Here is a 24,920-nt window from a genome sequence, read left to right as displayed (position 1 = left end):
TGCGTTATGGGGGCTCTATGAGTAGCACGGCACTGACCATTTTATTGGTTGAAGATAATCCAGGTGATATTCGCTTGGTGCAGGAGCTATTGGCGGCAGACCAGAGTGAGAGTTTCACTTTAGTCACGGCTGATCGCCAAGAGGCTGCGCTAGCCATATTGGATAGCCAGGATGTTACCGCCATTTTGCTGGATATAGAGCTGCCGGATAGCAGTGGGCTTGATACGCTACTGAAAATACATGCAAACGCGCCAGGTATACCAATTGTTGTACTCAGCAGTATTGCCGATGAAGGCTTGGCCGTCAGGTCTGTGCAGCAGGGTGCGCAGGATTTTCTGGTTAAAGGCTATGTAGATGCACACCAGCTGACACGTTCTTTACGCTATGCAATCGAGCGCAAGCGTACGGAAGAGCGCTTACACCATTTGGCCCATCATGATAGTTTAACGGGCTTATCAAACCGCAAACATTTTTACGATACGCTTAAAAACTCCATCGCTCTGGCTCGCAGGCATGAAACCAAGCTGGCTCTGCTGCTACTGGACTTGAATGGATTTAAGGCGATTAATGATACTTTAGGTCACTATGTGGGTGATCTGTTATTGCAGGGTGTCGCCCAGCGTTTGCGTGAATGCATGCGCGAAACGGATTGTGTTGCCAGAATCGGTGGTGATGAATTTACCATGATTTTGAGCGACATTTATGACGAAGAAGATGTCGTTGCCGCTACTAGCAAGATTATTGAATCTATCGGGCGTCCTTTCGTGGTGGATGGCCGCGCATTGGATGTGGGCGTTAGTATCGGTATTGGTATCTACCCTACAGATGCCGATAATCTTGAGTCATTGGTACGCAATGCTGATGTTGCCATGTATCAGGCCAAAGCTGAGATTGGTATGCAGAATACCTACCGTTTCTTTTCAGCGAATATGAATGATAGAGCCACTGAAGACCGCGTGTTGCTCAGTGAGTTAGCAACTGCGGTCACGCAGGGCGAGTTTGTGATTAACTATCAGCCGCAGGTAGATGTGAAAACTGGTCACATCAATGGCATGGAGTCATTGCTGCGTTGGCAGCATCCGACACGTGGCCTGCTGTTGCCGGCAGCGTTCATGAATGTGCTGGAGAGTTCGCCTCTAGTTCTGGACGTTGGTTTGTGGGTATTGCGTAGCGTATGCACACAGGGCAAAGCGTGGCGTGAGACTTCTGATGCTCCTTTGGTGTTATCCGTTAATTTATCCTCACGTCAGTTGCTGCAAGATGATTTTGCCGAGCAGGTTTCTGCGGTGCTGGCTGAGACGGGCTTACCGCCACATTGCTTGGAGCTTGATATTTCTGAGCATGCACTATGGGAAGACGAAGAGTGCGCGCTCAAACAAGTCACTAAACTTAACCAGCTGGGTGTGCGATTGGCGCTGGATAATTTTGGTAATGGCCGCGCTTCGTTTTATTACCTGCGCAAGTTTCCTTTCCACGCAATTAAGCTGGATCGTCGGCTTACCCAAGCTGCATCTGCCAGCACAGATGGCGCCGATATGGCACGTGCCGTGATACAAGTCGCTCATGTGTTCCGCATGAAAGGTTTGGCTGGTGGTGTAGAAACAACCGCGCAGCTCGATACCTTGCGCAATCTTGCTTACGATGATGCACAGGGTTACTTATATTGCCATCCTTTGCCTTCTGATGCGGCAACCGCGTTGTTAGAGCGCGGGCAGCACCTTGGCCCAGTGGCGGCGGCATAGTATGAAAATACTGCTGGTAGAAGATAATCAAGGAGATGCGCGGCTATTGGATATTATGCTGCGCGAAGTGCTCACGGCATGCACACTCACGCATGCCGATACTTTAGGCAAAGCGATATCGCATGCATGCTTAATGCAGTTTGATATCATTCTGCTCGATTTGTCACTACCGGACTCGCAAGGTAGCAGTACTTTCTGGAGTATGCATGACGCGGTATCCGATGTGCCGATTGTGGTCATGACTGGGCACGACGATGAAGTGTTAGCAACAGAGTTGGCACAGGCTGGCGCACAAGATTACTTGGTGAAAGGTAGCGTAGATGGGCGCTGGTTATTGCGCGTGATGCGTTATGCCATCGAGCGCAAGCGCGCCGAGCTGGAACTCCGCCAAAGCGAGGCCAAAGTCCGCGCTTTATACGAAGCCGTGCCAGATCTGCTACTGTTTTTGGATTTAGAGGGCCGCTTTTTAGAGTGCAAACCGGCTAAAGATTTTAAAACGCATATTGAGCCTGAGCATTTTCTGGGCAAAACCATACACGAAGCCTTGCCCGAGACTATTGCCGATCAGGCCATGGTTTGCTTGGAAAAAGCCGTGGTTGGCAGAGGCATTGCTTCTTTTGAATATCAAATGACGCTGCCACAAGGCGTCTCCAATTACGAATCCCGTTTTATTCGTGCCAGTGAAGAGCAGGTGCTGTGCATCGTGCGTGACATCAGCGAGAGTAAACGCACACAGCAACAGTTACATTTCCTTGCACACTATGACACGTTAACCGGCTTGCCTAATCGTCTGCTGTTTAACGAAAGCCTGCAGCACGCACAAACACACGCTAATCGTACTAGCGACACCATCGCTGTGATGTTTATCGACTTGGATCGTTTTAAAAATATTAATGACACCTTAGGGCACGGTATAGGCGATAAGCTGTTGCAGCAAGTGGGTAATCGCATTAGCCTTTGTATCCGCGAGTCTGACACTGTGGCTAGAATGGGCGGTGACGAGTTTGCTGTCGTTTTGGTGAATGTGCGAGAAGAGCGTGATGCAGCGGTCGTAGCAGAAAAAATCATAGATTCGTTACGTTTACCGTTTATGGTAGGTGAGCATGAGGTGTTTGTTGGGGCAAGTATAGGTATTACGCTTTACCGCCCCGGACATGATAATCGCGACGTGCTATTAGAAAAAGCAGATGTGGCGATGTATCACGCCAAAGAGCGTGGGCGTAATAACTATCAGTTCTACTCTTCAGAGATGGATGAGGTGGCTTACGAGCGCTTGGTGATGGAAAATCATTTACGCCACGCACTGGATCGCAATGAGTTCATTTTGTATTACCAGCCACAAATCGCGGTAGAAGGTGGCCGTGTTACTGCGGTAGAAACCCTGTTGCGCTGGCAACATCCTGAGCGAGGTTTGGTGGCACCGGGCGAGTTTATATCACTGCTTGAAGAAAGCGGTTTAATCGTTCCTGTAGGTAAGTGGGTATTAAAAACTTCATGCCAGCAGGGGCGCATTTGGTATGACGCCGGCACGCCAGTACGTGTAGCGGTTAATCTTTCTGTGCGTCAATTCAAGCATCCAGGCCTGGTGGCAGATGTTGCAGAGATTCTGGCAGAAAGCGGTTTGCCGCCAGAGCTGCTAGAGTTGGAGTTGACTGAAAGCATGTTTATGGACAGCGCGGCGGGCGATGTTAATAAACTAACGCAGCTTAAAGCTTTAGGCGTATCACTTGCGATTGATGACTTTGGCAGTGGCGCATCATCACTGGCATACCTGAAAGACTTTCCTGTAGATACACTTAAAATATGTCAGTCGTTTGTACTTAATCTGCCACATAATAATGACGATAGCGCGATTGCCAGCGCAGTACTTGGTTTGGCGCAGGCAATGAATTTTACCAGTGTCGCAGAGGGCGTCGAGAATGATCAGCAAGCCGACTTCTTGCGTGAGCGACGTTGTGATTACTTCCAGGGTTTTCTGTTCAGCAAACCCTTGCCGGTAAATGAGTTAAACTTGCTGTTAAATGGTGGCAAGCTGCCGGGCACGAATTAAGCATTTGATTTATTAAGCTGTTTAACTTATTAAATTAGTGTACCGTACTCAATATATGCAGCCTGGTGGTTGCGATAGAATTTCTTCACCTATATGAATCCAGATGATTTACAAAAGCTAGTGACCTTCGCCATGCCTTACGGTAAACATAAGGGGCGGCTGATTGCTGATTTGCCAGGTGATTATTTAAACTGGTTTGCCCGCACTGGCTTTCCCGCTGGGGAGGTTGGGCGTTTGTTGCAGTTAATGCAGGAAATAGACCATAATGGTTTGTCGCCCCTGTTAGATCCGCTTAGAAAAGCAGCACCTGAGTATGATAAAAAAGTCACTAATCTATCTAGGTAATATTAAACGGTATGGCTGCAGCGCTAAGCAACTGAGGGTGTTGTTATTGCTAATACTGTTCAGCGTGCTTGCTATTCCTGTTGTCATCAAAAGCGAAGATAGCCTGCTACTGAATTCCAAGTATGGTGAAGTGCAGTTAACACCAAATGAAGTTGCCTGGCTTAAAAAACACCCAGAAGTGCGTGTTGCAGTTAAACATGGGTGGATGCCAATAGAGTTTACCTTAGAAAATAATCAGCATAATGGGATTAGTGTTGATTACCTACAAGCACTCAGTAGCATTTTTAATATTCACTTTATTCCCTCAAATTACTCAGAGAGTACTAGCCCATCTGACGTAGATGTTATCTCAGGGGTTGTTGGAGCTAATGTTAAACATCCAGAATTTAAGAAGCTACCTTATCCGTTTTTAAGTTTCCCGTTTGCGATATATGTCAATAAGAAAGTAAATGGTCGCTTCGGGATTAACTCGATGGATGATCTTAACTATAAGCGCGTTGCCGTATTTAAAAATGGGCCGGTTGCAAAAGAGGTCGCCGAAAACTATCCGAAAATTCAGCTGTTATATGTAGACATTGCCGATGAGGCAATTGAGGAGCTTAGGTTAGGGCGTGTCGATGCTTATATCGGTAATCAAATCATTGTTGATTATCATATCGTGGTACATCGTTTAGATTTTGTTGAAAAAGTAGCGATGACGCCTTTTAGCACCGATGTATCAATGGCAGTCCGGGGCGATCTTCCTGAGTTGGCGTCGATATTGCATAAAGGTCTGCATGCTATCGGCAAGAATAATCAAGAAATACTCGAGAAATGGGAAATTTCAGACAGCCGATATGATCGCTGGTTTGTGCCGCTAGGCATTATTGCGATTCTATTCCTAATATTTGGTCTGATTAGAATTTTCAAATTAAAGCAAACAATCCGGCAGCAAAATGTTGAGGCGCAAAATACGATCTGGCATCAGGCAAATTATGACTATTTAACTGATTTGCCAAATCGCCACTTGTTACATAGTCGGTTAAGGCAGGCAATGGATAGCGCGGATGAGTCCTTGTCACCGGTCGGCATTTTGTTTATTGATTTAGATAACTTTAAGCATGTGAACGATACCGCTGGTCACTCCATTGGGGATAAGCTGATTAAGGAAGCCGCCAATAGAATCACACGCTGCGTGCGGGCCTATGACACAACAGCGCGATTTGGCGGTGATGAGTTTATGGTTGTCATGTCCGATTTTGATAACGATCAGGCGCTGGAGAAAACTTCAAAAAAAATATTGGCAGTGCTGCAACAGCCGTTCCAGATTGATAACGAGCTTTTTTACATCTCTGCGAGTATCGGGCTTACCATCTATCCGCACGATACCTCTGACCCTGAGGCTTTGTTTAGTTATGCAGATCAGGCCATGTATGAAGCCAAAAAACTAGGCCGTAACCGCTTTCAGTTCTTTAAAGCCTCCATGCAGCTTGATTCGACCAAAAGATTGGCGCTAATGAATGACTTGCGAGAGGCGCTTGCGCAGCAGCAGTTTGAGCTTTATTACCAGCCAATCATAAGCTTAGATACGCAGGAGATTTTAAAAGCAGAGGCATTGATTCGATGGAATCACCCTGTCAATGGGCTGATTAACCCCTCAGAGTTCATTGCACTAGCGGAAGAAACTGGCCTCATAGAAGAAATTGGCACATGGGTATTTCATCAGGTGCTGCGAGATATCAAGCAGATTCATGCGCAATACTCAGCGGATTTTCAAGTGAGTGTGAACGTATCTCCCAAACAGTTTATCAGGCCAGAGCGTTTGCTCGCCTGGAAAACGGCCATAGTCAATGCAGGGCTGGCTGGGCGTCATATTTGTATTGAGATCACTGAGGGTCTATTACTGCAGCCTAGTCTGTCAGTCGTCAATACTATTTCCGCATTACGAGATTTTGGTATTCAGTTTTCTATCGATGATTTTGGCACAGGTTATTCTGCGTTGGCTTATTTAAACAAGTTTGATATTGAGTATGTAAAAATCGATCGCTCCTTTACGCACAATCTGCAGGCAAATAATCAGGATGCAATTTTGTGTGAGGCCATTACCAGCATGGCGCATAAGCTAGGGATGACGGTGGTGGCTGAGGGTATAGAGACTGAAGCACAAGCGCGGATGTTAAGTAGCTTTGAGTGTGACTATGGTCAGGGCTATCTCATTTCTAAGCCTAAGTCATTTGCTGATTTCATGCAGTTTTTGTCTGAAAATCAAGAAAAGTAATCATAAAAATTATTTAGGTTGCATTCAAAAACCTGTCCTAAATCAATTTAATCTGATTTAGGTTGCGCTAAGATGAATGCCACTTTTTCAATTAAAGGCATGATTACTATGGCCGTTGTGCAAATTCAGATGCGTAAGGCTAGCCCGGCTAAGGGGTGTGCATTATTCAACCTTGGGTTCCGCCCATTTTTTCTAGGTGCTGGTATTTTTGCCATCGTATCCATTGTTTGGTGGGTGCTGCTGTACAGCGGGCATGATATTGTGCAGATTCAATCGATTACCAATGCGCAGTGGCATGCGCACGAAATGCTGTATGGCTATGGCCTAGCCGTGGTTGCTGGCTTTTTGCTTACCGCAGTGCGCAATTGGACCGGTGTGCCAACACCACATGGTAAGCCGTTGATGGGGCTGTTTGCATTGTGGGTTAGTGCGCGTGTGCTGTTTTTATTTGGTACCAGTTTAATGCTGTGGGCAACCATTGCCGATTTGCTATTCGGGCTTATGTTGATTATCGCCATTAGCATCCCCATCTTTCGCGCCAAGCAGTGGCCGCAACTTGCGGTGATTGTGAAGATTGCCATGCTATGGGTAGGTAATATCGTTTTTTATCTCGGCTATTACCAAATCCTGCAAGATGGCATGTTGTACGCAATCAACGGGGCGGTGTTATTGCTCATCGGTTTGATTTTAATGATAGGGCGCCGTGTTATTCCATTTTTCATAGAGCGTGGCGTACCACAGCCATTTAAAATCAAGCATCACAAATGGCTAGATAGCAGTATTTTAGTTGCGTTCCTCGCACTATTTATCAATGAGATCTTTTATCAGTATGCTGAATTAACGCCTTATTTGGCGGTTAGTTTGTTCCTTATGAATGGCTATCGATTATTGGGTTGGCATGTGTGTGGTATCTGGCGTGTGCCATTGCTCTGGAGCCTGTATTTGTCGGCATGGATGATTAATTTAGGTTTTTTTCTGTATGGCGTGCATGTCTTGTGCGCGATACCATTGGTTTTGGTGTTGCATCTGTTCACGATTGGCGGCATTGGTTTAATGAGTTTGGCGATGATGGCGCGTGTAGCGCTGGGGCATACCGGCCGTGATATTCGTGCTTCATCAGTGTGGCTAGTGCCCATCTTTATTGCGGTGATGTTAAGTTTGCTATTGCGTGTATTTGCACCGATGTTTGCGATGCAGTTTTATACGAGTTGGATTGTTGCCGCTGCAGTATGCTGGATATTGGGGTTTGCAGTTTTTGTATGGATTTATGCCCCCATCTTATTTAACCCCAGAGTCGATGGTAACCCAGGTTAAAGCCTGTTTTGTAACCAGCGCTCCAGTACCACAACAATATACGCCTGCTCTGCTAACGTGAGTGCGCGTCCCAATGGGATTTGGTGCCACTTTTGCAAGCAGCCACGGCAGCAACAGGCGGTGGCGTGTTGCGCCACAAACACGGGGTGACCGCGCATGGGTGTTTGTTTGCCATCGTTGTCGATAATAGCGGGTGCTAGGCGTTTACCTATAAAATCCTCAGCATGGTCCAGCACGGTTGATAAGCCTTTTTGCTGCAAATAGGCTAAGTCTTTAGCGCGTAATTCAAAGTTGGCTCTGAACGTGGATTGCGCTAGTGCTGTAAATAACTGGTCTAGGTCTCTCACGTTGCTGGCTAGGCTCAGTGTAGTTGGTGTAACTCTAATTTACGTAGCTTCGGCGCCAGTTTGGCGGTGATTCCCACCACGCTCAATGTCATGAAGCCACCAAGTACGACGGATGGCACCAAGCCCAGCACACGCGCTGCTACCCCTGACTCAAAGGCGCCTAATTCATTGGACGAGCCGATAAAAATACCATTGATGGCCGAAACTCGTCCGCGCATGACGTCAGGTGTCGCCAACTGCATAATGGTTTGACGCATGATGACGGAAACCCCGTCAAACAGGCCAGAGAGTAGCAATAATATGGCGGCCATCCAGAAGCTGGTGCTGAGACCAAAGCCAATAATACATAAACCAAACCCCGCAACGGTGCCTAGTAGCCAGCGTCCTGCATTTAGGTTAATTGGGTGGCGAGTGAGCCAAAGCCCAGTGGCAATGGCACCTAGTGCGGGTGCCGCACGTAAAACGCCTAAGCTTTCCGGCCCCATTTGATAAATGTCATGAATAAATGCAGGCAGCATAGCAACCGCACCGCCAAATAATACGGCAAACATGTCTAGCGATAATGCCCCTAATACGATTTGGTTGCTAAATACAAAACGCAGGCCTTGTGCAATGCTAGTAAACACAGGGATGCTTTCTGCTTTTTCCGGTTCTTTTAACTTAAGTAAAGCAATCGAGGTGGCAGCACCCAAGCATAGCGCAGTGGCAACGCTGTAAGCGAGCGCTTTACTGCCAAACCCTACCAGCATACCGCCAATGGCTGGACCTAATACCAAGCCTATCTGAAACGTAGATGTGCCGATACCGGCAGCGCGTGCATACTGCTCACGCGGCAAGATGACTGCGAATAAAGTGTTGTAGCTAGGTGCAATAAAGGCACGAGCCACCCCAGTAAAAGCAATAGAGCCATAAATCCAATAGGTGATATTTCCATCTAGCCAACCTAGCGCTACTAAGGTAAGCGTGAAGGCATTAATGGTGAGCAACACTGCCGCTAAGCCTGCAAACAGCCGGCGTGAATAATAATGATCCACCGCATGGCCAGCAAATAATGCAGAAGCGAAGTAAGGAATCACTTCGGCTAAACCGATTAACCCTAAAGACAATGGGTTATGTGTTATCTGATAAATATGCCAGCCTACTACCACTGCTAATATTTGGTAAGCCAGTACGAGTTGAATACGAAAAGCTAAAAGTTTGGCAAAAGCAAATTGATGATATTTAAATAATTCCATGGGCCGTATTATAAATGCAAATCGCAAATTGCCTTCACGCTTGTGGCTCAGAATCGACGCTCAGGCGCGTATAAAAACATTTAATACTTGAATGTAAACGGATAGAATGCACAGGTTAGTGCAGTGAATAAGGTAGTAAGCAAGCTGAAAGATTTATCTGATCTTGCCGATGAGTCATCATTGACCTAGTGTGATTCTACCGATATAGATTAGGCGCACTAACCACCTTGGTATTTGTTGATTGTGCCTGTTGTCTGCAATGGTATGTAGCAACTTTCTAGGTGGTATCAATACGCTAAGGAAGGCAAGCTTCCTCTTCTGGGTGTCAGAAGAGTTTGTCGGGCGTAATGCGGACCCCAAAAGAAATCCATTGGTTATCATTTACACCATTGAGTTGCTTCCCCAATGTGGCGTCCACTTGAAACAGATCTGGAATGACAGACATCCTCACCCCAGCTTGAGCGAATGGGTTTGATTGATGGTCTCCGTATACTTCTAAAATCCCCATTAATCTGGATGAGGCTTTGAACTCGCCACCGATACCCCAAGTCATGTTGTCTTTGTTTGATGCGTGGTCATGCAGTACGCCCATATTCAGGTGCATAACTACTTGGTCATCGTTAAATGAAGCTGAAAATGGGATGTATGCATAGGTGTTTCCGAGTTGGTTTGCGCTAGGCGTTACTGCTGGATGATAAACCTTGCCGATTGATAAGCCGATTCCCCAACCGTTAGTATCAAGAGCTTTGAATAAAGTCTTCGCTTGTATCACATAGTCAGATGTATCTTTAACATCGTTGGCTATAGACAAGCCAGCGCCTACGGTCACCTCAAAGTTACCTGTAGGATTGCAAGCGGGTAAAGCCCAAAACTCGGTGCTGTTTGGGTAGATGCGAGTCCAGCTTTCAAGTTGGCAACTACCAGCATTGGTCAGCCTTGCATCATCGGTTATAAAGGGGCGGGCTGACCAAGCTGGTTGAGCGTAAAGTAAGATGGATAGGAGTGTTAAATTTCTCATGCCCTGATTTTATTATCTTTTTATTTCTTTTGGATTACACAACACTAATTTAGGCGCCAATTATAATTTAGGCGCACCAATTCCCCTACGAACTGGTTTTCCGAGTTTGCCGTTTGTATAAACCCTCAGTTCGTCAATCTATGCTTCAATTTAGATAGCTACTTCGGTACTTGCCACAAATACCAGCTGGCAACGGTGCGGTAAGGGCTCCATGCTTGGCCAATTTCTAGCATTTGTTTGCGTTTAGGCGCAGTTTCCAGCTTTTTCAGCCGTTTGTAGCCTTCTACAATGCCAAAATCATCCGCGGGCAAAATATCCATGCGTGCTAAGGTAAACATCAGCATCATTTCTACCGTCCATTGGCCGATACCTTTAATGGTAGTGATTTGTTGAATTAAGGTTTCATTGCTCATGCTGTCGGCAAGTGCTTGTGTGGGCACTAATCCGGTTAGCGCTGCGTTTGCGATGCCTTGGAGTGTCTCTATCTTTCTGCCAGAAAAACCTACAGCACGCAGCGCATCAAATGTTGTGGATATCAAATCTTGAGGTACAGGGAATTGTCCATAATGATTAATCAGTTTTTTTAAAATAGCGTCACCAGCCTTTGTGCTGAGCTGTTGATACGCTACTGCGCGCACTAATGCCTCGTAAGGGTCGCGTTCACTTTTTGTTGTAAACTTGCATGCGCCAACGTGGTCAATCAATTGAGACCAGTCGTTATCTATTGCGCGTAAAAAGTCTTCAGCCTGCTGGTATGGGGAGTTCATGCTGTGATTATAAGCATCTATACTTAATGTTCATCAAAATTATGAACAGGCGAAAAAAGTAACATGTGATGGAGTGATATTAGCTTGGACTTATTCGGCAACATGGCATCAACAGAAACCGCAATCGAAGGCGTGCGCTTACTTAAAGGGTTCGCGCTTAGCGATGAGGCGACTTTACTCGAAGATTTAGAAAGCATCATCACACAGGCGCCGTTGCGCCATATGGTTACCACTAGTGGCTTTGCGATGTCGGTTGCCATGACCAATTGTGGTGAGCTGGGCTGGGTGACAGATCGTGAAGGTTACCGCTATGATGTTTTAGACCCACTTACCCAAAAACCGTGGCCTGCTATGCCAAGTAGTTTCTTAACCTTGTCACGAGTGGCTGCTTTAGCGGCTGGATACGCCGACTTTACCCCAGATGCCTGTTTAATTAATCGCTATCAAATCGGTGCGCGTATGGGTTTGCATCAAGACAAAAACGAACGAGACTTTAATCAGCCCATTGTTTCTGTGTCGTTAGGGGTGACGGCAACGTTTCAGTTTGGTGGTTTCAAACGTAGTGATAAGGCCTTGAGCTTTCCGCTTTATCATGGAGATGTGGTGGTTTGGGGCGGAGAGGCGCGTCTGCGCTATCACGGGGTGCTGCCACTTAAGGCAAATGTGCACCCAGCTTTAGGTGAAAGTCGTATCAATCTTACTTTCCGTAAAGCTGGGTAATGAAAAGCCTTACAGTTTTAATGCAAGCTTAATGCGGCGGTAGATTTGGCAGAGCTTAGAGCCATCTAATTGGTAGTGTTTATGTAGCGGTTTTTTTACTTCCCAGCTTGCAGTCATGCCTGCTGGAAAAGTGACTAAATCGCCTTTGCCAAAGGTCACAGGTGTGCCGCCAGTTGGCGTAATCACACATTCACCTTCTAAAATGTATGCAATTTCTTGCTCAGGAAACGTCCATGGAAAAACAGAAACTTCTTTCTCCCATGTCGGCCATTTACTGACATTTAGCGCTTCTAAACGCTGTTGGCTTGGGTTCTTTTCAACGGTGATTTGGGTCATGAGTCTTCCTTTTAAAAAATCCATTCTATCCCATCAGGTCATAAAGCTGAAATGTTCTAATTTAGGTACTGATGCACGTAAAGTAGTAAAATGCACATTTTAGTTATCGTTAAATATTATGCGTGTTAGTTTAGAACAGGCAATCGCCGAGCTCAAACAAGGCGGGGTCGTTGCGATTCCCACTGAAACAGTCTATGGTCTGGCTGCAGACGCGACTAATGATAGCGCGCTGAAGAAAATCTTCGCGATTAAACAACGCCCGGCAGACCACCCTTTGATTGTGCATATCGGTGACATGAACCAAGTGCACGATTGGGTGACGTCTTTTCCTGAGGTTGCAATTGCGCTTGCAAGCGCATTCTGGCCTGGCCCACTTACTTTGGTGTTGCCCGCACAGCCTCATGTGTCGCGCGTGGTGCGTGGCGATGAACCTACCGTAGCGCTGCGCGTACCTAATCATCCTGTTGCCTTGGCGTTGCTGACTAAAGGTGGTTTAAGTGTCGCCGCACCTTCTGCCAATTTATTTACGCAGCTTAGCCCGACAACCGCCGCTCATGTAGAGGCCGGCTTGGGTGAGTCGATTCCGGTGTTGGATGGCGGCGCCTGCCAAGTGGGGATAGAGTCCACCATCGTGAGCGTTGCTGCCGATGGACAGTGGCAATTGCTACGCCCGGGCATGATCAGTGAACAGGCGATTGCTGCCGTGGCAACGCGTGTAGCCCATCAGCAGGCGTCCGCTGCGGTGAACGCTGATGCCGCTTCACTGCCTAAAGCCCCAGGCCAGCACGCTTTGCATTACTCGCCGCGCACGCCCTTGCTGTTATTTAAAGATAGGTCAGCGCTGGTGCAAGAGTGCGAGCTGCTCAAGCAGGCGGGCCTATCTAGTGCCGCTATGCTCATAGGTGACGGGGATGTACCAAACTGCCCAAATGTGAAGTTACCGAACGTACCTGAGAAGGTCGCAGAGTTGTTGTACAGCACTTTGCATAGCTTAGATGCGATGAAAGTTGACCGCTTGTTGGTAGAGTTACCACCCCATCTACCCATATGGCTGGCGGTGTTGGATAGATTAAGTCGCGCGGGATATCGATAATTTGTTGTATATTACGGATTACTTAATTTTGTTTAAGTGATTCGTCTGCATAATTTAGGTTTTAAAAATGATGATTAAATTACAACAGTTCGTTCTAGCATCTTTGTTGGTGGTGTTGATTCCGGCCTGTAGCTCTATCGGCTTGAGCAACCCTTTTGGCGCTAAAAGCAGCGAGCTATCTGGTAATCCGAAAGATGCAACTGAATACGTATGCGACGGCAATAAACACTTTTATGTCCGTATGTTGAACAATGGTAGTGATGCTTGGCTTATCTACCCTGATCATGAAGTCAATTTACCAAAATCAAGTGATGACAGTCGCCGTTACGCGAGTGGCTTGATTACATTGATGATTAATGGTGACGAGACAACGCTCAATGACGGTGAAAAAATCGCTTACGTTAGTTGCAAGCCGCAGTTGAAAAAATAGTACTTTCAAAAGATATCGTCAGCATCAAGCGGGATGGTGTTTTTTTGATTGTTTTGTAACTGGCAATCTTAATTTTATTGGTGATTCAGTCTGTTCGCGGCCTGCAACCCCATAAAATTATGATAGGATAATTTCAACCTAGGCTTCTAGTCCTTTATGCAAAAAAAGATTTCCACAATTTGGCGTTTCCTACTGCCTGTGCTAGTACTGCTGGCGGTAGCGCCTTTTGTATTGACAGGGCAGCAAGCTTCGCAACAGCTTGGGCATATTCACGCCGGCGCCACTGAGCAAGCGCATACCCTAGTCCGGTTGTTGGATGTGACCGAGGAGCTGGTCAGCGAGCAAGCAAATGCCGCCATGCGCTTATTGAAGCAGCGTAGTATGGAACTGGGTACCGTTAACGTTGATGGTATGGTTCAACTACAGGCTCGGTCCTTGCCTAATCTCAAAATGGGTAGTACCGAAATCACCGGGCATTTTGATCTGGTTGATGGCGTTAGCGATCTATTTGGTGGCACTGCCACCATGTTTGTACGCTCTGGCGACAGCTTCGTGCGCATTGCCACCAACGTTAAGCACGATAACGGCAACCGTGCTGTAGGGACGCTGCTTAACCCGAAAGGCAAAGTGATTCGCGCCTTGCTGGCGGGCAAAGAGTATAGCGGTGTGGTGGATATTTTGGGTCAGCCTTATATTACGCGATACGACCCATTGATTGATGTGAACGGCAATGTGATCGGTGCTTACTATATCGGCTATAAAGTTGACATTAAAGTGCTGCGCGATACCGTACAGAACATGCGCCAGCTCACCACTGGCTTTGCCGTGATATTGGATGAAACCAATAATATTCGCTTCCTTTCATCTCATGTTACGGCAGCTAAAGCAATCAATTTGCTACAGTCTAGGCCTGACAACTGGGAGTTCGTCACTGAGAGTGTGCCCAAATGGGGCTTTAACGTAATCGTGGCATACCCGCTCAGCGAAGCGCGGGCAGTGAGCTTGGCCAACGCATGGTTTGTCGTATTTGCGGGCATCTTGCTTGGCACGTTATTGATTGTCATTATTTTATGGCAATTAAGACGCTTGATTCTGAACCCAATCGGCGGCGACCCTGCGTTAGCGATTGATGTGGTAAAGCGTATTGCCGCGGGTGATTTGGCGCAGGATGGTTTGTATGCCAAGCCCGATACCTTAATGGCGAGCGTGCTGGAAATGCGCCAGAAGTTGCGTGAGTCTATTGATACCTTGAGCCAGAATGCAGAACGCATGCGATTGTCTGCCAGTGTGTTTGACCATGCGCATGACGGCATTTTTATTACAGATGCCCATGCCAATATTGTTGAAGTCAATTATGCATTTACCCAAATTACCGGCTACTCACGCGATGATGCCTTAGGCCGTGTGCCACAGGCGTTGGGTTTTGTCACTTATGATGACAGCCTGCTGGATATGCTATGGCTGCAGGCTGAAAGTAACAGTGAGTGGCGCGGCGAGACTTGGAGCCGCCGTAAGGACGGTGATGTTTATGCCGCTTGGCTCGACATCTTTTGCGTACGCGACGAAGCTAATCAGATCAAGAACTTTGTTGGTTTGTTTTCAGATATTACCCAAGCCAAAGAGCAGCAGCAAAATCTGGAGCGTATGGCCTACCATGATCCGCTCACACAACTCCCTAATCGCGCTTTACTGTCTGACCGTTTGCAGCAGGCGCTGGCAAGGGCGGAGCGCTCCGGAGAACTGTTGGCAGTTTGCTGCCTAGATCTGGATGGATTTAAACCGGTCAATGATACCTTGGGGCATGAAGCTGGCGATTATCTGCTGGTGCAGCTTGCTGTGCGCATGAGCGCCTGTTTGCGCGATAGTGATACGGTTGCGCGTTTAGGTGGCGATGAATTTGCGGTGTTGTTATGCGGCTTGCAAAATGCGGATGAATGCGTACAGACGCTGGAGCGCTTGCTGAGTGTGATTAAAACGCCCTATAGCATAGGCGATAAATCTGTGACGGTGTCTTCTAGCATAGGCTACACTATTTTCCCTGACGATGGTTGTGAGCCGGATACCTTGCTCAGGCATGCCGACCATGCCATGTATCAGGCAAAACTTAATGGCGGTAGCCGTGTACAACAGTTTGACTCGCACCATGACCGCCAATTTAGAGGTTTGCGTCAGGATCGTGAGCGCGTAGAAGCCGCATTGCCTAATCAAGAGTTCCGCCTGTATTACCAGCCTAAGGTAGATTTGCGCCAAGGTAAGGTGGTTGGCATGGAGGCGCTGATTCGTTGGGAGCACCCTGAGTTAGGTATGCGCGCACCGGCTACTTTCCTCCCTATCATTGAGGATACGGATTTTTCTATTCAAATGGGTGAGTGGGTGATTCGCGAGGCCTTGGGACAAATCCGCGTTTGGCAGGCTGCTGGTCTGGACTTCCAAGTCAGCGTGAATATTGCAGCAAGGCATATTGTGCAACCCAACTTTACCGAGCGTCTAATCTTGTTGCTGGCTGATTTCCCTGAGATAGCTCCGCATAAAATTGAGCTGGAAATCACAGAAACTGCTGCGATCGAGGATGTTTCAGGCGTGGCCAATACCATTAACAGTTGTAAGCAATTGGGCATCAGCTTTGCGCTGGATGACTTTGGCGTAGGCTACTCTTCACTCACCTATTTGCGCCGCTTGCCGGTAGAAACCATTAAAATTGACCAGTCATTTGTGCGCGATATGCTGCAAGACGTGGATGATTTGGCGGTGGTGGCAGGTGTCATCAGCTTAAGTAGAGACTTTAAGCGTAAGGTAGTGGCAGAAGGTGTGGAGAATTCCGAGCAGGGGCTTTGGTTGTTGCGTATGGGATGTTCTGTGGTGCAGGGTTATGGGGTTGCCCGGCCTATGCCAGCAGATGAAGTGCAGCTCTGGGTGGAGTCTTACCGACAAGCCCCAGACTGGACTCAGGGGCTGGTTTAATCAAGTCTTGGTATAGGGTAGCTTCAATTTAAGTTTGAGCAAACCTATACGCTTAAAGCATGATTTAATGTGGGATGGCCAACGATAGGCATATGTTAAATGACTTGCTGTCACGACGAAAAAAGCGTAACTTTATTACCGTAAGCTTAAAGCTAACATGGAGTTTGCCATGGATAATAAATACGGATTAGGTGGCAGCAAGGTTGCGACTCAGCATCATCGTTTGCATCATAAGGTTGCCGCAGAAGATGTTCCCCATTGCAAGGCCTGCAACAGTGTGCATCTGGTGTTAAGCCCAACAATGCATGATCATTGCTGTGCTGATTGCGGTGCGTGGCAAAATGACGTGCCAGCAGGCTATTCAACTGGCAGAAGCAGTGATTACTAAGTGTACGTGCTTTTAGCGTATACGGTTAAAAATGGCGTATCGTCCTATCAGTCCCAATTCATTTGCCAGCAGCACTTGCAGCTCAATCACAGTCGGCTATTGCTCGCGTGGCGACGATTGTCACTTGGACGCAACTACCAACTTTAATACGCAGTTTTAGCACTTTATGCCGAATCTTGTCATCAATTGAAAATAATTCTCTGATCTACGTCAATTTTCAGTAATTAATTCATAAAAAAGTTCTATAATCTTGCCTACCAAAAAAACCTTTCCATTAAACAACTCCAAAAGAGAAGATAAATGACTACGAAGAATGCTGATATTGGCCTAGTTGGCCTAGCTGTTATGGGCCAGAACCTGGCTCTGAATATTGCCGATCATGGCTACACCATTGCGGTTTACAACCGTGACCCAAAAAAAATGGTGAATTTCATTGAAGATTGCAAAAAGAATGAACCTTCACATGCCAACGTTGTTGGTCATGCTGACTTGGCTTCATTTGTTTTAAGTATCAAACGCCCACGTAAAATCATCTTGCTAGTTAAAGCGGGTAGCGCAACAGATGTTACCATCAACGCGTTATTACCATTCCTAGAGCAAGGCGACATCATCATTGATGGTGGTAACGCATTGTGGACAGATACTATCCGTCGCGAAAAAGAATTAGCGGCTAAAGGTATTGATTTCATCGGTTCTGGCGTTTCAGGCGGTGAGACAGGCGCACGTTTCGGCCCATCATTGATGCCATCAGGTACACGTAAAGCTTGGGCTAGCCTAGAGCCAATCTGGCGTGATATCGCAGCTAAAGTTGACCCTGTAACAGGCGAGCCTTTAGAAGGCGGCAAACCAGGTAAACCAGTAGAAGGCGGCTTCTCATGTGCTGAATACATCGGTCCTGACGGTGCTGGTCACTACGTAAAAATGGTGCACAACGGTATCGAGTACATCGATATGCAATTGATCTGTGAAGCTTACTGGTTGATGAAAAATCTGCTTGGCATGCAAGCGGATGAAATCGGTAAAGTATTTGCTGAGTGGAACAAAGGCGAACTATCAAGCTTCTTGATTGAAATTACTGCTGATATCCTGCAACAAAAAGACCCAATGGGTAAAGGTTTCTTGGTTGACCAAATCTTGGATACAGCTGGTCAAAAAGGTACAGGCCAATGGACAGCAGCGAATGCACTTGAATTAGGTGCACCAGCTAACGCGATTGCAGCTGCGGTTTACGCACGTGCATTGTCTAGCTTAAAAGAAGAGCGTGTTGAAGCAAGCAAAATCCTTAAAGGCCCAGCGATTAAAGTTGAGTCTGATAAGAAAGCAATTATCGAAGCGATTAAAAACGCTTTATATTGCTCAAAAATCTGCGCTTACGCACAAGGTTTCCAATTGATCGACAAAGCACAAGTGGCTTACAACTGGAAATTGAACTTCGGTGAAATTGCTCAAATCTGGCGTGGTGGTTGTATCATCCGTGCACGTTTCTTGCAAAAAATCACTGATGCTTATGCATTGAACTCACGTTTGAAAAACTTGATGCTAGACCCATACTTCACGCACGCGATGAACGAAGGTCAAGCAGGCTGGCGTAAAGTGATTGCTTTGGCAGTTACTAACGGTATTCCGGCACAAGGTTTTGCTTCTGCAATGGCTTATTATGATGGCTACCGCAGTGCAGACCTGCCTGCAAACTTGTTGCAAGGTCAACGTGACTACTTTGGCGCACATACTTATGAGCGTAAAGATCAGCCACGTGATCAGTTCTACCACTTGGATTGGCCTGAAGCTGGTCGTCCACAGTTAGAAGTATAATTAGTTTTAAATAATAAAAAACCCGCTTAACGGCGGGTTTTTTATTGCTCGAACGCTATAATGTGACGGCTTCGCTGTTTGTGATGTCTGGATGACGCCTGCTAAGTTTTACTGTCGCCCGCAAAAATCACAGGGTAATAGATTTTTTAACCGCCAGAGATTATTAATAATTGGTTGCATAAGCACATGGCTTTGTTAACCAGTAGAGTAATTAGGCTAGCTTTAAATATGGATATACAGAACATGATGGATTTATTTTTGCATTTGGATAAACATTTGGCGGTTGTGGCCAGCACTTGGGGTGTGTGGATTTACGTGCTTTTGTTTCTTATCATATTTATAGAAACCGGCTTAGTTGCCATGCCTTTTTTACCGGGAGATTCTCTATTGTTTGTTGCAGGTGCTATTGCGGCGCTTGGTGGCATGAGTTTGCCGCTGTTGATGGCATTGCTGTCTGTTGCGGCAATTGCCGGAGATGCAGTTAATTATTCGGTCGGTAAGTGGGTAGGGCATAAGGTGTTTGCTTGGGAAAATTCGCGCTGGTTTAATAAAGATGCCTTTAACAAGACACATGCATTTTATGAAGAGCATGGCGCTATCACTATCGTGGTGGGCAGGTTTCTACCATTTATCCGCACGTTTACCCCATTTGTTGCGGGCGTGGCGCAAATGACCTATCCGAAATTTGCTTTTTATAATGTGATTGGCGGCTTGATTTGGGTGTGTGGCTTAACCGGTATCGGCTTTTTGGTAGGGAATCACCCGTGGGTACAGGCTAACTTCTCTTTGGTGGCGCTGGCACTGATTGTTATTCCTAGCTTGCCTGCGGTATGGGTGTTTCTCAAGCACATGATGCAATCACGCGCTTGAGATTAGTGCTACTTTATTTTTTAAAGCCTTATTTCTCTACGAAAGCACGCTCAATTACGTAGTCACCTGGCTGGCCTACGCGTGGTGAAACAATAAAGCCGCGTGAGTCCAATAGTTCTTCGGTGTCTTTCAGCATTTGTGGGCTACCGCAAATCATGGCTTTGTCATTTGCTGGATCTAATGGTGGTAGACCGATATCTTCAAATAGTTTGCCTGAGTTAATCAGGTCAGTTAAGCGGCCTTGATTACGGAACGGGTCTCTGGTCACAGTTGGGTAGTAAATGAGTTTGTTACGCACTTCTTCACCAAAAAACTCGTTGTTCGGTAGTTCTTTTTCAATAAAATCTGCATAGGCAAGTTCGTTTACGTGACGAACGCCATGAATTAATACTACTTTTTCAAAACGGTCATACACCTCGATATCTTGAATCAAGCTCATGAAAGGCGCTAGCCCTGTACCCGTAGATAGAAAGTACAGATTTCTACCTGGTTTTAAATCGTGAGTCACCAAGGTGCCGGTTGGCTTTTTGCTGACCAAAAGATCATCGCCTACTTTTAGATGCTGCAATCTTGATGTGAGTGGGCCATTTGGCACTTTAATACTAAAGAACTCCAGGTGCTCTTCATAGTTTGGGCTGGCGATACTGTAAGCACGTGTCAGTGGGCGGCCATCAACCTCAAGCCCAATCATTACAAACTGTCCGTTTTCAAAGCGTAAGCCTGGGTCACGTGTGGTTTTAAAGCTGAACAGGGTGTCGTTCCAGTGGTGTACACTTAAAATACGTTCGGTAGAATATTTACTCATAGTTGGTTTTTCTTTAGTTTAAATTTTTTAAATGGCTGCAGTGAGTTCTGGAATCACTTCAAACAGGTCGGCAACTAGGCCGTAATCTGCAACTTGGAAGATAGGCGCGTCCGGGTCTTGATTAATCGCAACCACGACTTTGCTGTCTTTCATGCCGTAGGTATGTTGTACCGCACCTGAAACGCCCACCGCGATATATAAATCAGGTGCAACGGTTACACCGGTTTGGCCTACCTGAATATCGTTAGGTGCGTAGCCTGCATCCACAGCGGCTCTAGTGGCGCCGAGCGCTGCGCCAAGCCTAGCGGCTAGCGGTGCTAGCATTTGTTCAAAGGTTTCTGCGCTACCTAAAGATCTGCCGCCAGAAATAACAATTTTCGCTGTGCTTAGTGCCGGACGGTCTGACGATGTGCGTGTTTCAGATAACCAGCGTGTTTGGTGCTGTGGTGCTGGCGCTGCAACCGTACTGATTTCAGCACTTTGCGTGTGTGCATTGGCCGCACCAAAGTTGCTACTATGCACAGTCAGTAGTTGGATGCGGTCTGAGCTCTGTACGGTGGTGTGTATATTGCCCGCATACACTGCACGCACGTAGGTGTTGCTGTCTTTGATCTCAAGTACATCAGAAATCATAGCAACATCAAGCAACGCAGCTGCGCGTGCCAAGATGTTGCGGCTAAATGATGAGTGCGCAGCTAACACCACGCTATATTCAGTTGCAATGTTGGCAATAAGCTGTGACACATCTTCAGCCAATTGATGCGCTAAATGCTCAGCATCGATTTGAATCACACGCGTTACGCCGTCAATTAAAGCCGCTTGCTGTGCAATATTGCTGACGTTATTGCCAGTCACTAAAATTTCAATCGGGTTGCTCCAAGACTGAGCAGCTGTTACCGCCTGATAAGCTGATGCGCTCAGTGTGGTGCCGTTATGTTCGGCTAGAATTAGGGTTTTCATAGTTGTATTCCTTCATGCTCGCGCAACTTAGTGAGCAACTCTTGTACACTGTTCACTTTAATGCCAGCTTTTCTTGCTGGCGGCTCTGATACTTTTAATAGCTGCAACCGTGGTTTAGTGTCTACACCAAATTCAGCCGCCTTGATTGTCTCAATCGGTTTTTTTCTTGCCATCATTAAGTTTGGCAGTTTTACGAAGCGCGGGTGGTTTAAACGCAAGTCTGCGGTAATCACTGCAGGCAGGTTTAAGCCTATGGTTTCTGTACCGCCATCCACTTCACGGGTGGCTACTACTTCGTTACCGTTAATGGTAATCGCTGATACGTAAGTCGCTTGCGGATAATTGAGCAACGCGGCTAACATTTGCCCAGTTTGTCCTGCGTCATCATCTACTGCTTGTTTGCCCAGCATAACCAACCCCGGTTGTTCACGGTCTACCAAAGCTTTCAGTAGTTTGGCAACGGCCAATGGCTGTAGTTCTTCATCGCTTTCAATCAGTACCGCGCGGTCGGCACCCATGGCCAGGCCGTGCCTTAATACATCTTGATTTGCTGCACTACCCAAAGACACGACTACCACTTCAGATGCAATGCCTTTTTCTTTTAGTTTTAAGGCTTCTTCAATTGCATTTTCATCAAATGGGTTTACACTCATCTTTACGCCATCAATCTCTACATTTGAGCCGTCAGGCTTGATATGCACTTTGATGTTGTAATCGACTACACGTTTTATTGCGACCAATATTTTCATGGCAATTTCCTCAGTAATTGCTGCGTATTTTACATCAGCGTATAATATATATAAATTAGATTGTAAAGATATTATATATCTGTGAAATAGATATAGGAGTGTATGAAATATACCCTAAGGCAACTAGAGATTTTTGTTGTCATCAGTCGTACCGAGAGTGTCTCGCGCGCAGCCGATGTTTTAGCATTATCACAATCGGCCACCAGCACTGCACTGAGCGAGTTGGAGCGACAATTCGACCTACAGCTTTTTGATCGTGTGGGTAAAACGCTACGCATCAATGAAACCGGGTTACAGCTACTTCCCAAGGCTGTTGAGCTATTAGACCGGGCAAGTGAAATAGAAAATCTGTTGCGTGGTCATGTGGGGTTTGGCTATATGAAAATTGGCGCAACCTTAACGGTTGGCAATTATTTGGCCACGATACTGGTTGCAAAATTCTTGCAGGACCATCCTGAAAGCCGGATTCAATTACAAGTACACAATACCAGCACCATCGTGCAGCAGGTCGCCAATCATGAGCTGGATCTGGGCTTGATTGAGGGGGATTGTAACCATCCAGATATAGAAGTACAGCGCTGGGTGGCTGATGAGCTGGTGGTGTTTGCTGCACCTAATCACCCGCTTGCGCAGTTAAAAGCAATTTCGATAGAGCAGTTATTGCAGGAGCAATGGATTTTAAGAGAGCAGGGCTCAGGCACCCGCGCAACTTTTGATCGTGCTTTTCATAATAATAATGCAAGGCTGCATATCCGCTTGGAGTTGGAACACACCGAGGCGATTAAGCGGGCAGTAGAGTCAGGGTTGGGCATCGGCTGTATCTCGCGTTTGGCGTTGAAAGACGCTTTTCGTCGCGGTAGCTTAGTGCCGTTAATGACACCCGAACTAAATTTAGGACGATATTTTTACTTTCTTTGGCATAAGCAGAAATATCAGACAACAGGTATGCGTGAATTTATCATGCTATGCAAAAAAATGGTGATTGGCGCGGAGCGCAGCGATCAAGTAAATTTGCCAGAAATAGCTTAAAGGACGGTCTTTAAATGACAGATGTGCAACGCGATGTAATGAATTACGATGTGTTAATTGTAGGGGCTGGACCATCGGGCTTGGCCGCAGCGATTCGGCTTAAACAGCTGGCGAATGCAGCTGGGCAGGAGCTCAGTGTATGTGTGCTGGAAAAAGCAGCAGAGGTGGGCGCTCATATTTTATCTGGTGCGGTAATCGACCCTATTGCATTAAATGAATTGATTCCAGATTGGCGTGAGAAAGGTGCGCCAGTGCATACCAGTGTCAAAGAAGACGAGTTTTTGCTGTTGGGGCAAACTAAATCCTGGTCGATTCCACATTGGTTGATGCCGCCTTTAATGAGCAATCAAGGCAATTATATTGTGAGCCTAGGTGATGTGAGCCGTTGGTTGGGTGAGCAGGCAGATGCCTTGGGTGTAGAAATCTACGCAGGCTTTGCGGCGCAGGCCATGCTCTATGACGAAAACCAGCAAGTGGTGGGCGTGATTACCGGCGATATGGGGCGTGATGCGCATGGCGCGGAAACCGCACAGTTCACGCTGGGTATTGAAATTAGGGCGCAATATACCTTGGTGGCAGAAGGTACGCGTGGCTCATTAACGCGCGAGCTGGAAAGTAAATACGCGCTACGTCAACAATCTTCACCGCAGAAATATGGTTTAGGTTTTAAAGAGGTATGGCGCGTGCCTGCAGCACAACATCGTGCAGGCTTAGTGCAGCATAGTATCGGCTGGCCGCTAAGTGCTGATACTGGTGGCGGCTCTTTTATCTATCATTATGGCGAGCAGTTGGTGTCTATCGGCTTTGTGGTGCATCTGGACTACGCCAACCCGCATCTTTCTCCATTTGAGGAGTTCCAGCGCTTTAAAACGCACCCTACGATTAAAGCTTTGCTGAAAGGTGGCGAGCGCTTCAGTTATGGCGCACGCGCGATTAGTGAAGGCGGCGTACAAGCCTGGCCTGAGTTGATTTTCCCAGGTGGTGCATTGATTGGTTGCAGTGCCGGCATGGTGAATGTGCCGCGGATCAAAGGCAGCCATAATGCAATGAAATCTGGCATGTTGGCGGCAGAGGCGGTATTTAATGCCGTAACCCAGGCTGACAAACAAGATAGCCGCTTGCTGGAAGCCTATCCGCAAGCACTCAAAGACTCATGGGTGTGGAAAGACTTAGATGCGGTGCGTAATGTAAAACCGCTGTTATCGAGGTTTGGTAGCTGGGGCGGTACTTTGCTAGGCGGTATTGAGATGTGGCTGCATGCGCTACATATCCGTTTGCCGTGGACGCTAGCGCACCAGAAAGCAGACCATGAATGCACCAAGCCTGCCTCTGAAATGCCAGTTATCCATTATCCAAAGCACGATGGTGTGTATAGCTTTGATCGCTTAAACTCAATTGGCTTAAGCAATCTTGCACATGATGCAAATCAGCCTTGCCATTTGACGCTGTTAGATAAGAATGTACCTATCAGTGTTAATTTAGCCAACTATGACGCGCCCGAGCAGCGTTATTGCCCAGCAGGCGTGTATGAAATAGTGAAGACGCCAGACGCTAGTTATTTGCACATTAATGCGCAAAATTGCATACATTGCAAAACATGCGATATTAAAGACCCAACGCAAAATATCGTTTGGGTACCACCTGAAGGTGGTAGTGGCCCAACTTATATGGGTATGTGACTTATAGGCGCAA

The 24,920-nt window shown here is 46.8% G+C and carries 22 protein-coding genes; 14 read left to right on the top strand and 8 right to left on the bottom strand.

From position 1 onward, the window contains the following. Positions 1–17: 17 nt before the first annotated feature. From ACSSU7_RS09050 to ACSSU7_RS09030, 5 genes are all read left to right on the top strand, one after another. A complete protein-coding gene (locus ACSSU7_RS09050; RefSeq protein ID WP_492516170.1) occupies positions 18–1,742 on the top strand; it encodes a putative bifunctional diguanylate cyclase/phosphodiesterase in 1,725 nt (574 codons plus the stop codon). A gap of 1 nt (position 1,743) precedes the next feature. After that, positions 1,744–3,792, top strand: coding sequence for a putative bifunctional diguanylate cyclase/phosphodiesterase (locus ACSSU7_RS09045; RefSeq protein ID WP_492516169.1), 2,049 nt, complete (start codon positions 1,744–1,746; stop codon positions 3,790–3,792). 93 nt (positions 3,793–3,885) lie between these two features. Then, positions 3,886–4,137 carry a DUF3820 family protein gene (locus ACSSU7_RS09040; RefSeq protein WP_492516168.1) on the top strand — a complete coding sequence of 84 codons (252 nt, stop codon included), beginning with the start codon at positions 3,886–3,888 and terminating at the stop codon, positions 4,135–4,137. A gap of 46 nt (positions 4,138–4,183) precedes the next feature. Then, positions 4,184–6,394 carry an EAL domain-containing protein gene (locus ACSSU7_RS09035; RefSeq protein WP_492516167.1) on the top strand — a complete coding sequence of 737 codons (2,211 nt, stop codon included), beginning with the start codon at positions 4,184–4,186 and terminating at the stop codon, positions 6,392–6,394. 72 nt (positions 6,395–6,466) lie between these two features. Then, positions 6,467–7,708, top strand: a complete 1,242-nt coding sequence (locus tag ACSSU7_RS09030; RefSeq protein WP_492516166.1) for an NnrS family protein — start codon at positions 6,467–6,469, stop codon at positions 7,706–7,708. On the opposite strand, the gene ACSSU7_RS09025 is transcribed toward ACSSU7_RS09030, so the two are convergent. The 4 genes from ACSSU7_RS09025 to ACSSU7_RS09010 form a co-directional block, all read right to left on the bottom strand. Next, positions 7,705–8,055, bottom strand: coding sequence for a DUF4186 domain-containing protein (locus ACSSU7_RS09025; RefSeq protein WP_492516165.1), 351 nt, complete (start codon positions 8,053–8,055; stop codon positions 7,705–7,707). The two genes, ACSSU7_RS09030 and ACSSU7_RS09025, sit on opposite strands and share 4 nt — an antisense overlap. Positions 8,056–8,069: 14 nt before the next feature. Then, entirely contained in the window at positions 8,070–9,290 is a 1,221-nt protein-coding gene (locus ACSSU7_RS09020) for an MFS transporter (protein ID WP_492516164.1), read from the bottom strand. 325 nt (positions 9,291–9,615) lie between these two features. Further along, complete coding sequence (locus tag ACSSU7_RS09015; protein ID WP_492516163.1) at positions 9,616–10,308, bottom strand: PA4824 family protein; 693 nt, start codon at positions 10,306–10,308, stop codon at positions 9,616–9,618. Between the two features lie 158 nt (positions 10,309–10,466). After that, positions 10,467–11,075: a DNA-3-methyladenine glycosylase family protein gene (locus tag ACSSU7_RS09010; protein WP_492516162.1), complete on the bottom strand. Its 609-nt coding sequence runs from the start codon at positions 11,073–11,075 to the stop codon at positions 10,467–10,469. Between the two features lie 84 nt (positions 11,076–11,159). Here ACSSU7_RS09010 and alkB point away from each other — a divergent pair, with 84 nt between their 5' ends. Beyond that, positions 11,160–11,795, top strand: coding sequence for a DNA oxidative demethylase AlkB (gene alkB, locus ACSSU7_RS09005; protein ID WP_492516161.1), 636 nt, complete (start codon positions 11,160–11,162; stop codon positions 11,793–11,795). Positions 11,796–11,804: 9 nt separating this feature from the next. Here the strand turns inward: alkB and ACSSU7_RS09000 are convergent, their stop codons facing one another. Continuing rightward, the gene (locus ACSSU7_RS09000; RefSeq protein WP_135276787.1) at positions 11,805–12,131 is read right to left on the bottom strand and encodes a cupin domain-containing protein; all 327 of its coding nucleotides are present in this window, start codon (positions 12,129–12,131) and stop codon (positions 11,805–11,807) included. 118 nt (positions 12,132–12,249) lie between these two features. On the opposite strand from ACSSU7_RS09000, the gene ACSSU7_RS08995 reads away from it, so the two are divergent. The 6 genes from ACSSU7_RS08995 to ACSSU7_RS08970 all read left to right on the top strand — a co-directional run bounded on the left by ACSSU7_RS08995 (position 12,250) and on the right by ACSSU7_RS08970 (position 19,685). Continuing rightward, positions 12,250–13,224 (top strand): L-threonylcarbamoyladenylate synthase, encoded by a 975-nt coding sequence (locus ACSSU7_RS08995; protein WP_492516160.1) that lies wholly within the window; start codon positions 12,250–12,252, stop codon positions 13,222–13,224. A 67-nt stretch (positions 13,225–13,291) separates the two neighbouring features. Next, a complete protein-coding gene (locus ACSSU7_RS08990) occupies positions 13,292–13,654 on the top strand; it encodes a hypothetical protein (protein WP_492516159.1) in 363 nt (120 codons plus the stop codon). A gap of 156 nt (positions 13,655–13,810) precedes the next feature. Beyond that, positions 13,811–16,615 (top strand): bifunctional diguanylate cyclase/phosphodiesterase, encoded by a 2,805-nt coding sequence (locus tag ACSSU7_RS08985; protein WP_492516158.1) that lies wholly within the window; start codon positions 13,811–13,813, stop codon positions 16,613–16,615. Positions 16,616–16,784: 169 nt separating this feature from the next. Next, positions 16,785–17,003: a hypothetical protein gene (locus ACSSU7_RS08980; RefSeq protein ID WP_492516157.1), complete on the top strand. Its 219-nt coding sequence runs from the start codon at positions 16,785–16,787 to the stop codon at positions 17,001–17,003. Between the two features lie 300 nt (positions 17,004–17,303). Next, positions 17,304–18,815, top strand: coding sequence for an NADP-dependent phosphogluconate dehydrogenase (gene gnd, locus ACSSU7_RS08975; protein WP_492516156.1), 1,512 nt, complete (start codon positions 17,304–17,306; stop codon positions 18,813–18,815). A 243-nt stretch (positions 18,816–19,058) separates the two neighbouring features. Beyond that, positions 19,059–19,685 (top strand): VTT domain-containing protein, encoded by a 627-nt coding sequence (locus ACSSU7_RS08970; protein WP_492516155.1) that lies wholly within the window; start codon positions 19,059–19,061, stop codon positions 19,683–19,685. 28 nt (positions 19,686–19,713) lie between these two features. On the opposite strand, the gene ACSSU7_RS08965 is transcribed toward ACSSU7_RS08970, so the two are convergent. Genes ACSSU7_RS08965 through ACSSU7_RS08955 form a run of 3 tightly spaced genes read right to left on the bottom strand, consistent with a single transcriptional unit; the run spans position 19,714 to position 22,199 of the window. Next, positions 19,714–20,490 carry a ferredoxin--NADP reductase gene (locus ACSSU7_RS08965; RefSeq protein WP_492516154.1) on the bottom strand — a complete coding sequence of 259 codons (777 nt, stop codon included), beginning with the start codon at positions 20,488–20,490 and terminating at the stop codon, positions 19,714–19,716. Between the two features lie 27 nt (positions 20,491–20,517). Continuing rightward, positions 20,518–21,450 (bottom strand): electron transfer flavoprotein subunit alpha/FixB family protein, encoded by a 933-nt coding sequence (locus ACSSU7_RS08960; protein ID WP_492516153.1) that lies wholly within the window; start codon positions 21,448–21,450, stop codon positions 20,518–20,520. Further along, on the bottom strand, positions 21,447–22,199 hold the full coding sequence (locus tag ACSSU7_RS08955; protein WP_492516152.1) for an electron transfer flavoprotein subunit beta/FixA family protein: 753 nt from the start codon (positions 22,197–22,199) through the stop codon (positions 21,447–21,449). The genes ACSSU7_RS08960 and ACSSU7_RS08955 overlap by 4 nt, the downstream gene beginning before the upstream one ends. 102 nt (positions 22,200–22,301) lie before the next feature. Here ACSSU7_RS08955 and ACSSU7_RS08950 point away from each other — a divergent pair, with 102 nt between their 5' ends. Together ACSSU7_RS08950 and ACSSU7_RS08945 are read left to right on the top strand one after the other, a co-directional pair. After that, positions 22,302–23,228, top strand: a complete 927-nt coding sequence (locus ACSSU7_RS08950) for a LysR family transcriptional regulator (RefSeq protein ID WP_492516151.1) — start codon at positions 22,302–22,304, stop codon at positions 23,226–23,228. Positions 23,229–23,242: 14 nt separating this feature from the next. Continuing rightward, positions 23,243–24,907, top strand: coding sequence for an electron transfer flavoprotein-ubiquinone oxidoreductase (locus tag ACSSU7_RS08945; protein WP_492516150.1), 1,665 nt, complete (start codon positions 23,243–23,245; stop codon positions 24,905–24,907). Positions 24,908–24,920 lie beyond the last annotated feature (13 nt).

It is taken from the genome of Methylotenera sp. E1MeOHC1, from assembly GCF_058745595.1.
Note: the sequence above shows the minus strand (reverse complement) of the source record. Positions and strands in the feature narration are given on the sequence as shown.

Excerpts from the sequence above, each read along its gene's own strand:
- ACSSU7_RS09050 (WP_492516170.1), top strand. The coding sequence starts at position 18 with ATGAGTAGCACGGCACTGACCATTTTATTGGTTGAAGATAATCCAGGT.
- ACSSU7_RS09045 (WP_492516169.1), top strand. The coding sequence starts at position 1,744 with ATGAAAATACTGCTGGTAGAAGATAATCAAGGAGATGCGCGGCTATTG.
- ACSSU7_RS09040 (WP_492516168.1), top strand. The coding sequence starts at position 3,886 with ATGAATCCAGATGATTTACAAAAGCTAGTGACCTTCGCCATGCCTTAC.
- ACSSU7_RS09030 (WP_492516166.1), top strand. The coding sequence starts at position 6,467 with ATGAATGCCACTTTTTCAATTAAAGGCATGATTACTATGGCCGTTGTG.
- ACSSU7_RS09020 (WP_492516164.1), bottom strand. The coding sequence starts at position 9,290 with ATGGAATTATTTAAATATCATCAATTTGCTTTTGCCAAACTTTTAGCT.
- ACSSU7_RS09015 (WP_492516163.1), bottom strand. The coding sequence starts at position 10,308 with ATGAGAAATTTAACACTCCTATCCATCTTACTTTACGCTCAACCAGCT.
- ACSSU7_RS09010 (WP_492516162.1), bottom strand. The coding sequence starts at position 11,075 with ATGAACTCCCCATACCAGCAGGCTGAAGACTTTTTACGCGCAATAGAT.
- ACSSU7_RS09000 (WP_135276787.1), bottom strand. The coding sequence starts at position 12,131 with ATGACCCAAATCACCGTTGAAAAGAACCCAAGCCAACAGCGTTTAGAA.
- ACSSU7_RS08995 (WP_492516160.1), top strand. The coding sequence starts at position 12,250 with ATGCGTGTTAGTTTAGAACAGGCAATCGCCGAGCTCAAACAAGGCGGG.
- ACSSU7_RS08990 (WP_492516159.1), top strand. The coding sequence starts at position 13,292 with ATGATGATTAAATTACAACAGTTCGTTCTAGCATCTTTGTTGGTGGTG.
- ACSSU7_RS08985 (WP_492516158.1), top strand. The coding sequence starts at position 13,811 with ATGCAAAAAAAGATTTCCACAATTTGGCGTTTCCTACTGCCTGTGCTA.
- ACSSU7_RS08980 (WP_492516157.1), top strand. The coding sequence starts at position 16,785 with ATGGATAATAAATACGGATTAGGTGGCAGCAAGGTTGCGACTCAGCAT.
- gnd (WP_492516156.1), top strand. The coding sequence starts at position 17,304 with ATGACTACGAAGAATGCTGATATTGGCCTAGTTGGCCTAGCTGTTATG.
- ACSSU7_RS08970 (WP_492516155.1), top strand. The coding sequence starts at position 19,059 with ATGATGGATTTATTTTTGCATTTGGATAAACATTTGGCGGTTGTGGCC.
- ACSSU7_RS08965 (WP_492516154.1), bottom strand. The coding sequence starts at position 20,490 with ATGAGTAAATATTCTACCGAACGTATTTTAAGTGTACACCACTGGAAC.
- ACSSU7_RS08960 (WP_492516153.1), bottom strand. The coding sequence starts at position 21,450 with ATGAAAACCCTAATTCTAGCCGAACATAACGGCACCACACTGAGCGCA.
- ACSSU7_RS08955 (WP_492516152.1), bottom strand. The coding sequence starts at position 22,199 with ATGAAAATATTGGTCGCAATAAAACGTGTAGTCGATTACAACATCAAA.
- ACSSU7_RS08950 (WP_492516151.1), top strand. The coding sequence starts at position 22,302 with ATGAAATATACCCTAAGGCAACTAGAGATTTTTGTTGTCATCAGTCGT.
- ACSSU7_RS08945 (WP_492516150.1), top strand. The coding sequence starts at position 23,243 with ATGACAGATGTGCAACGCGATGTAATGAATTACGATGTGTTAATTGTA.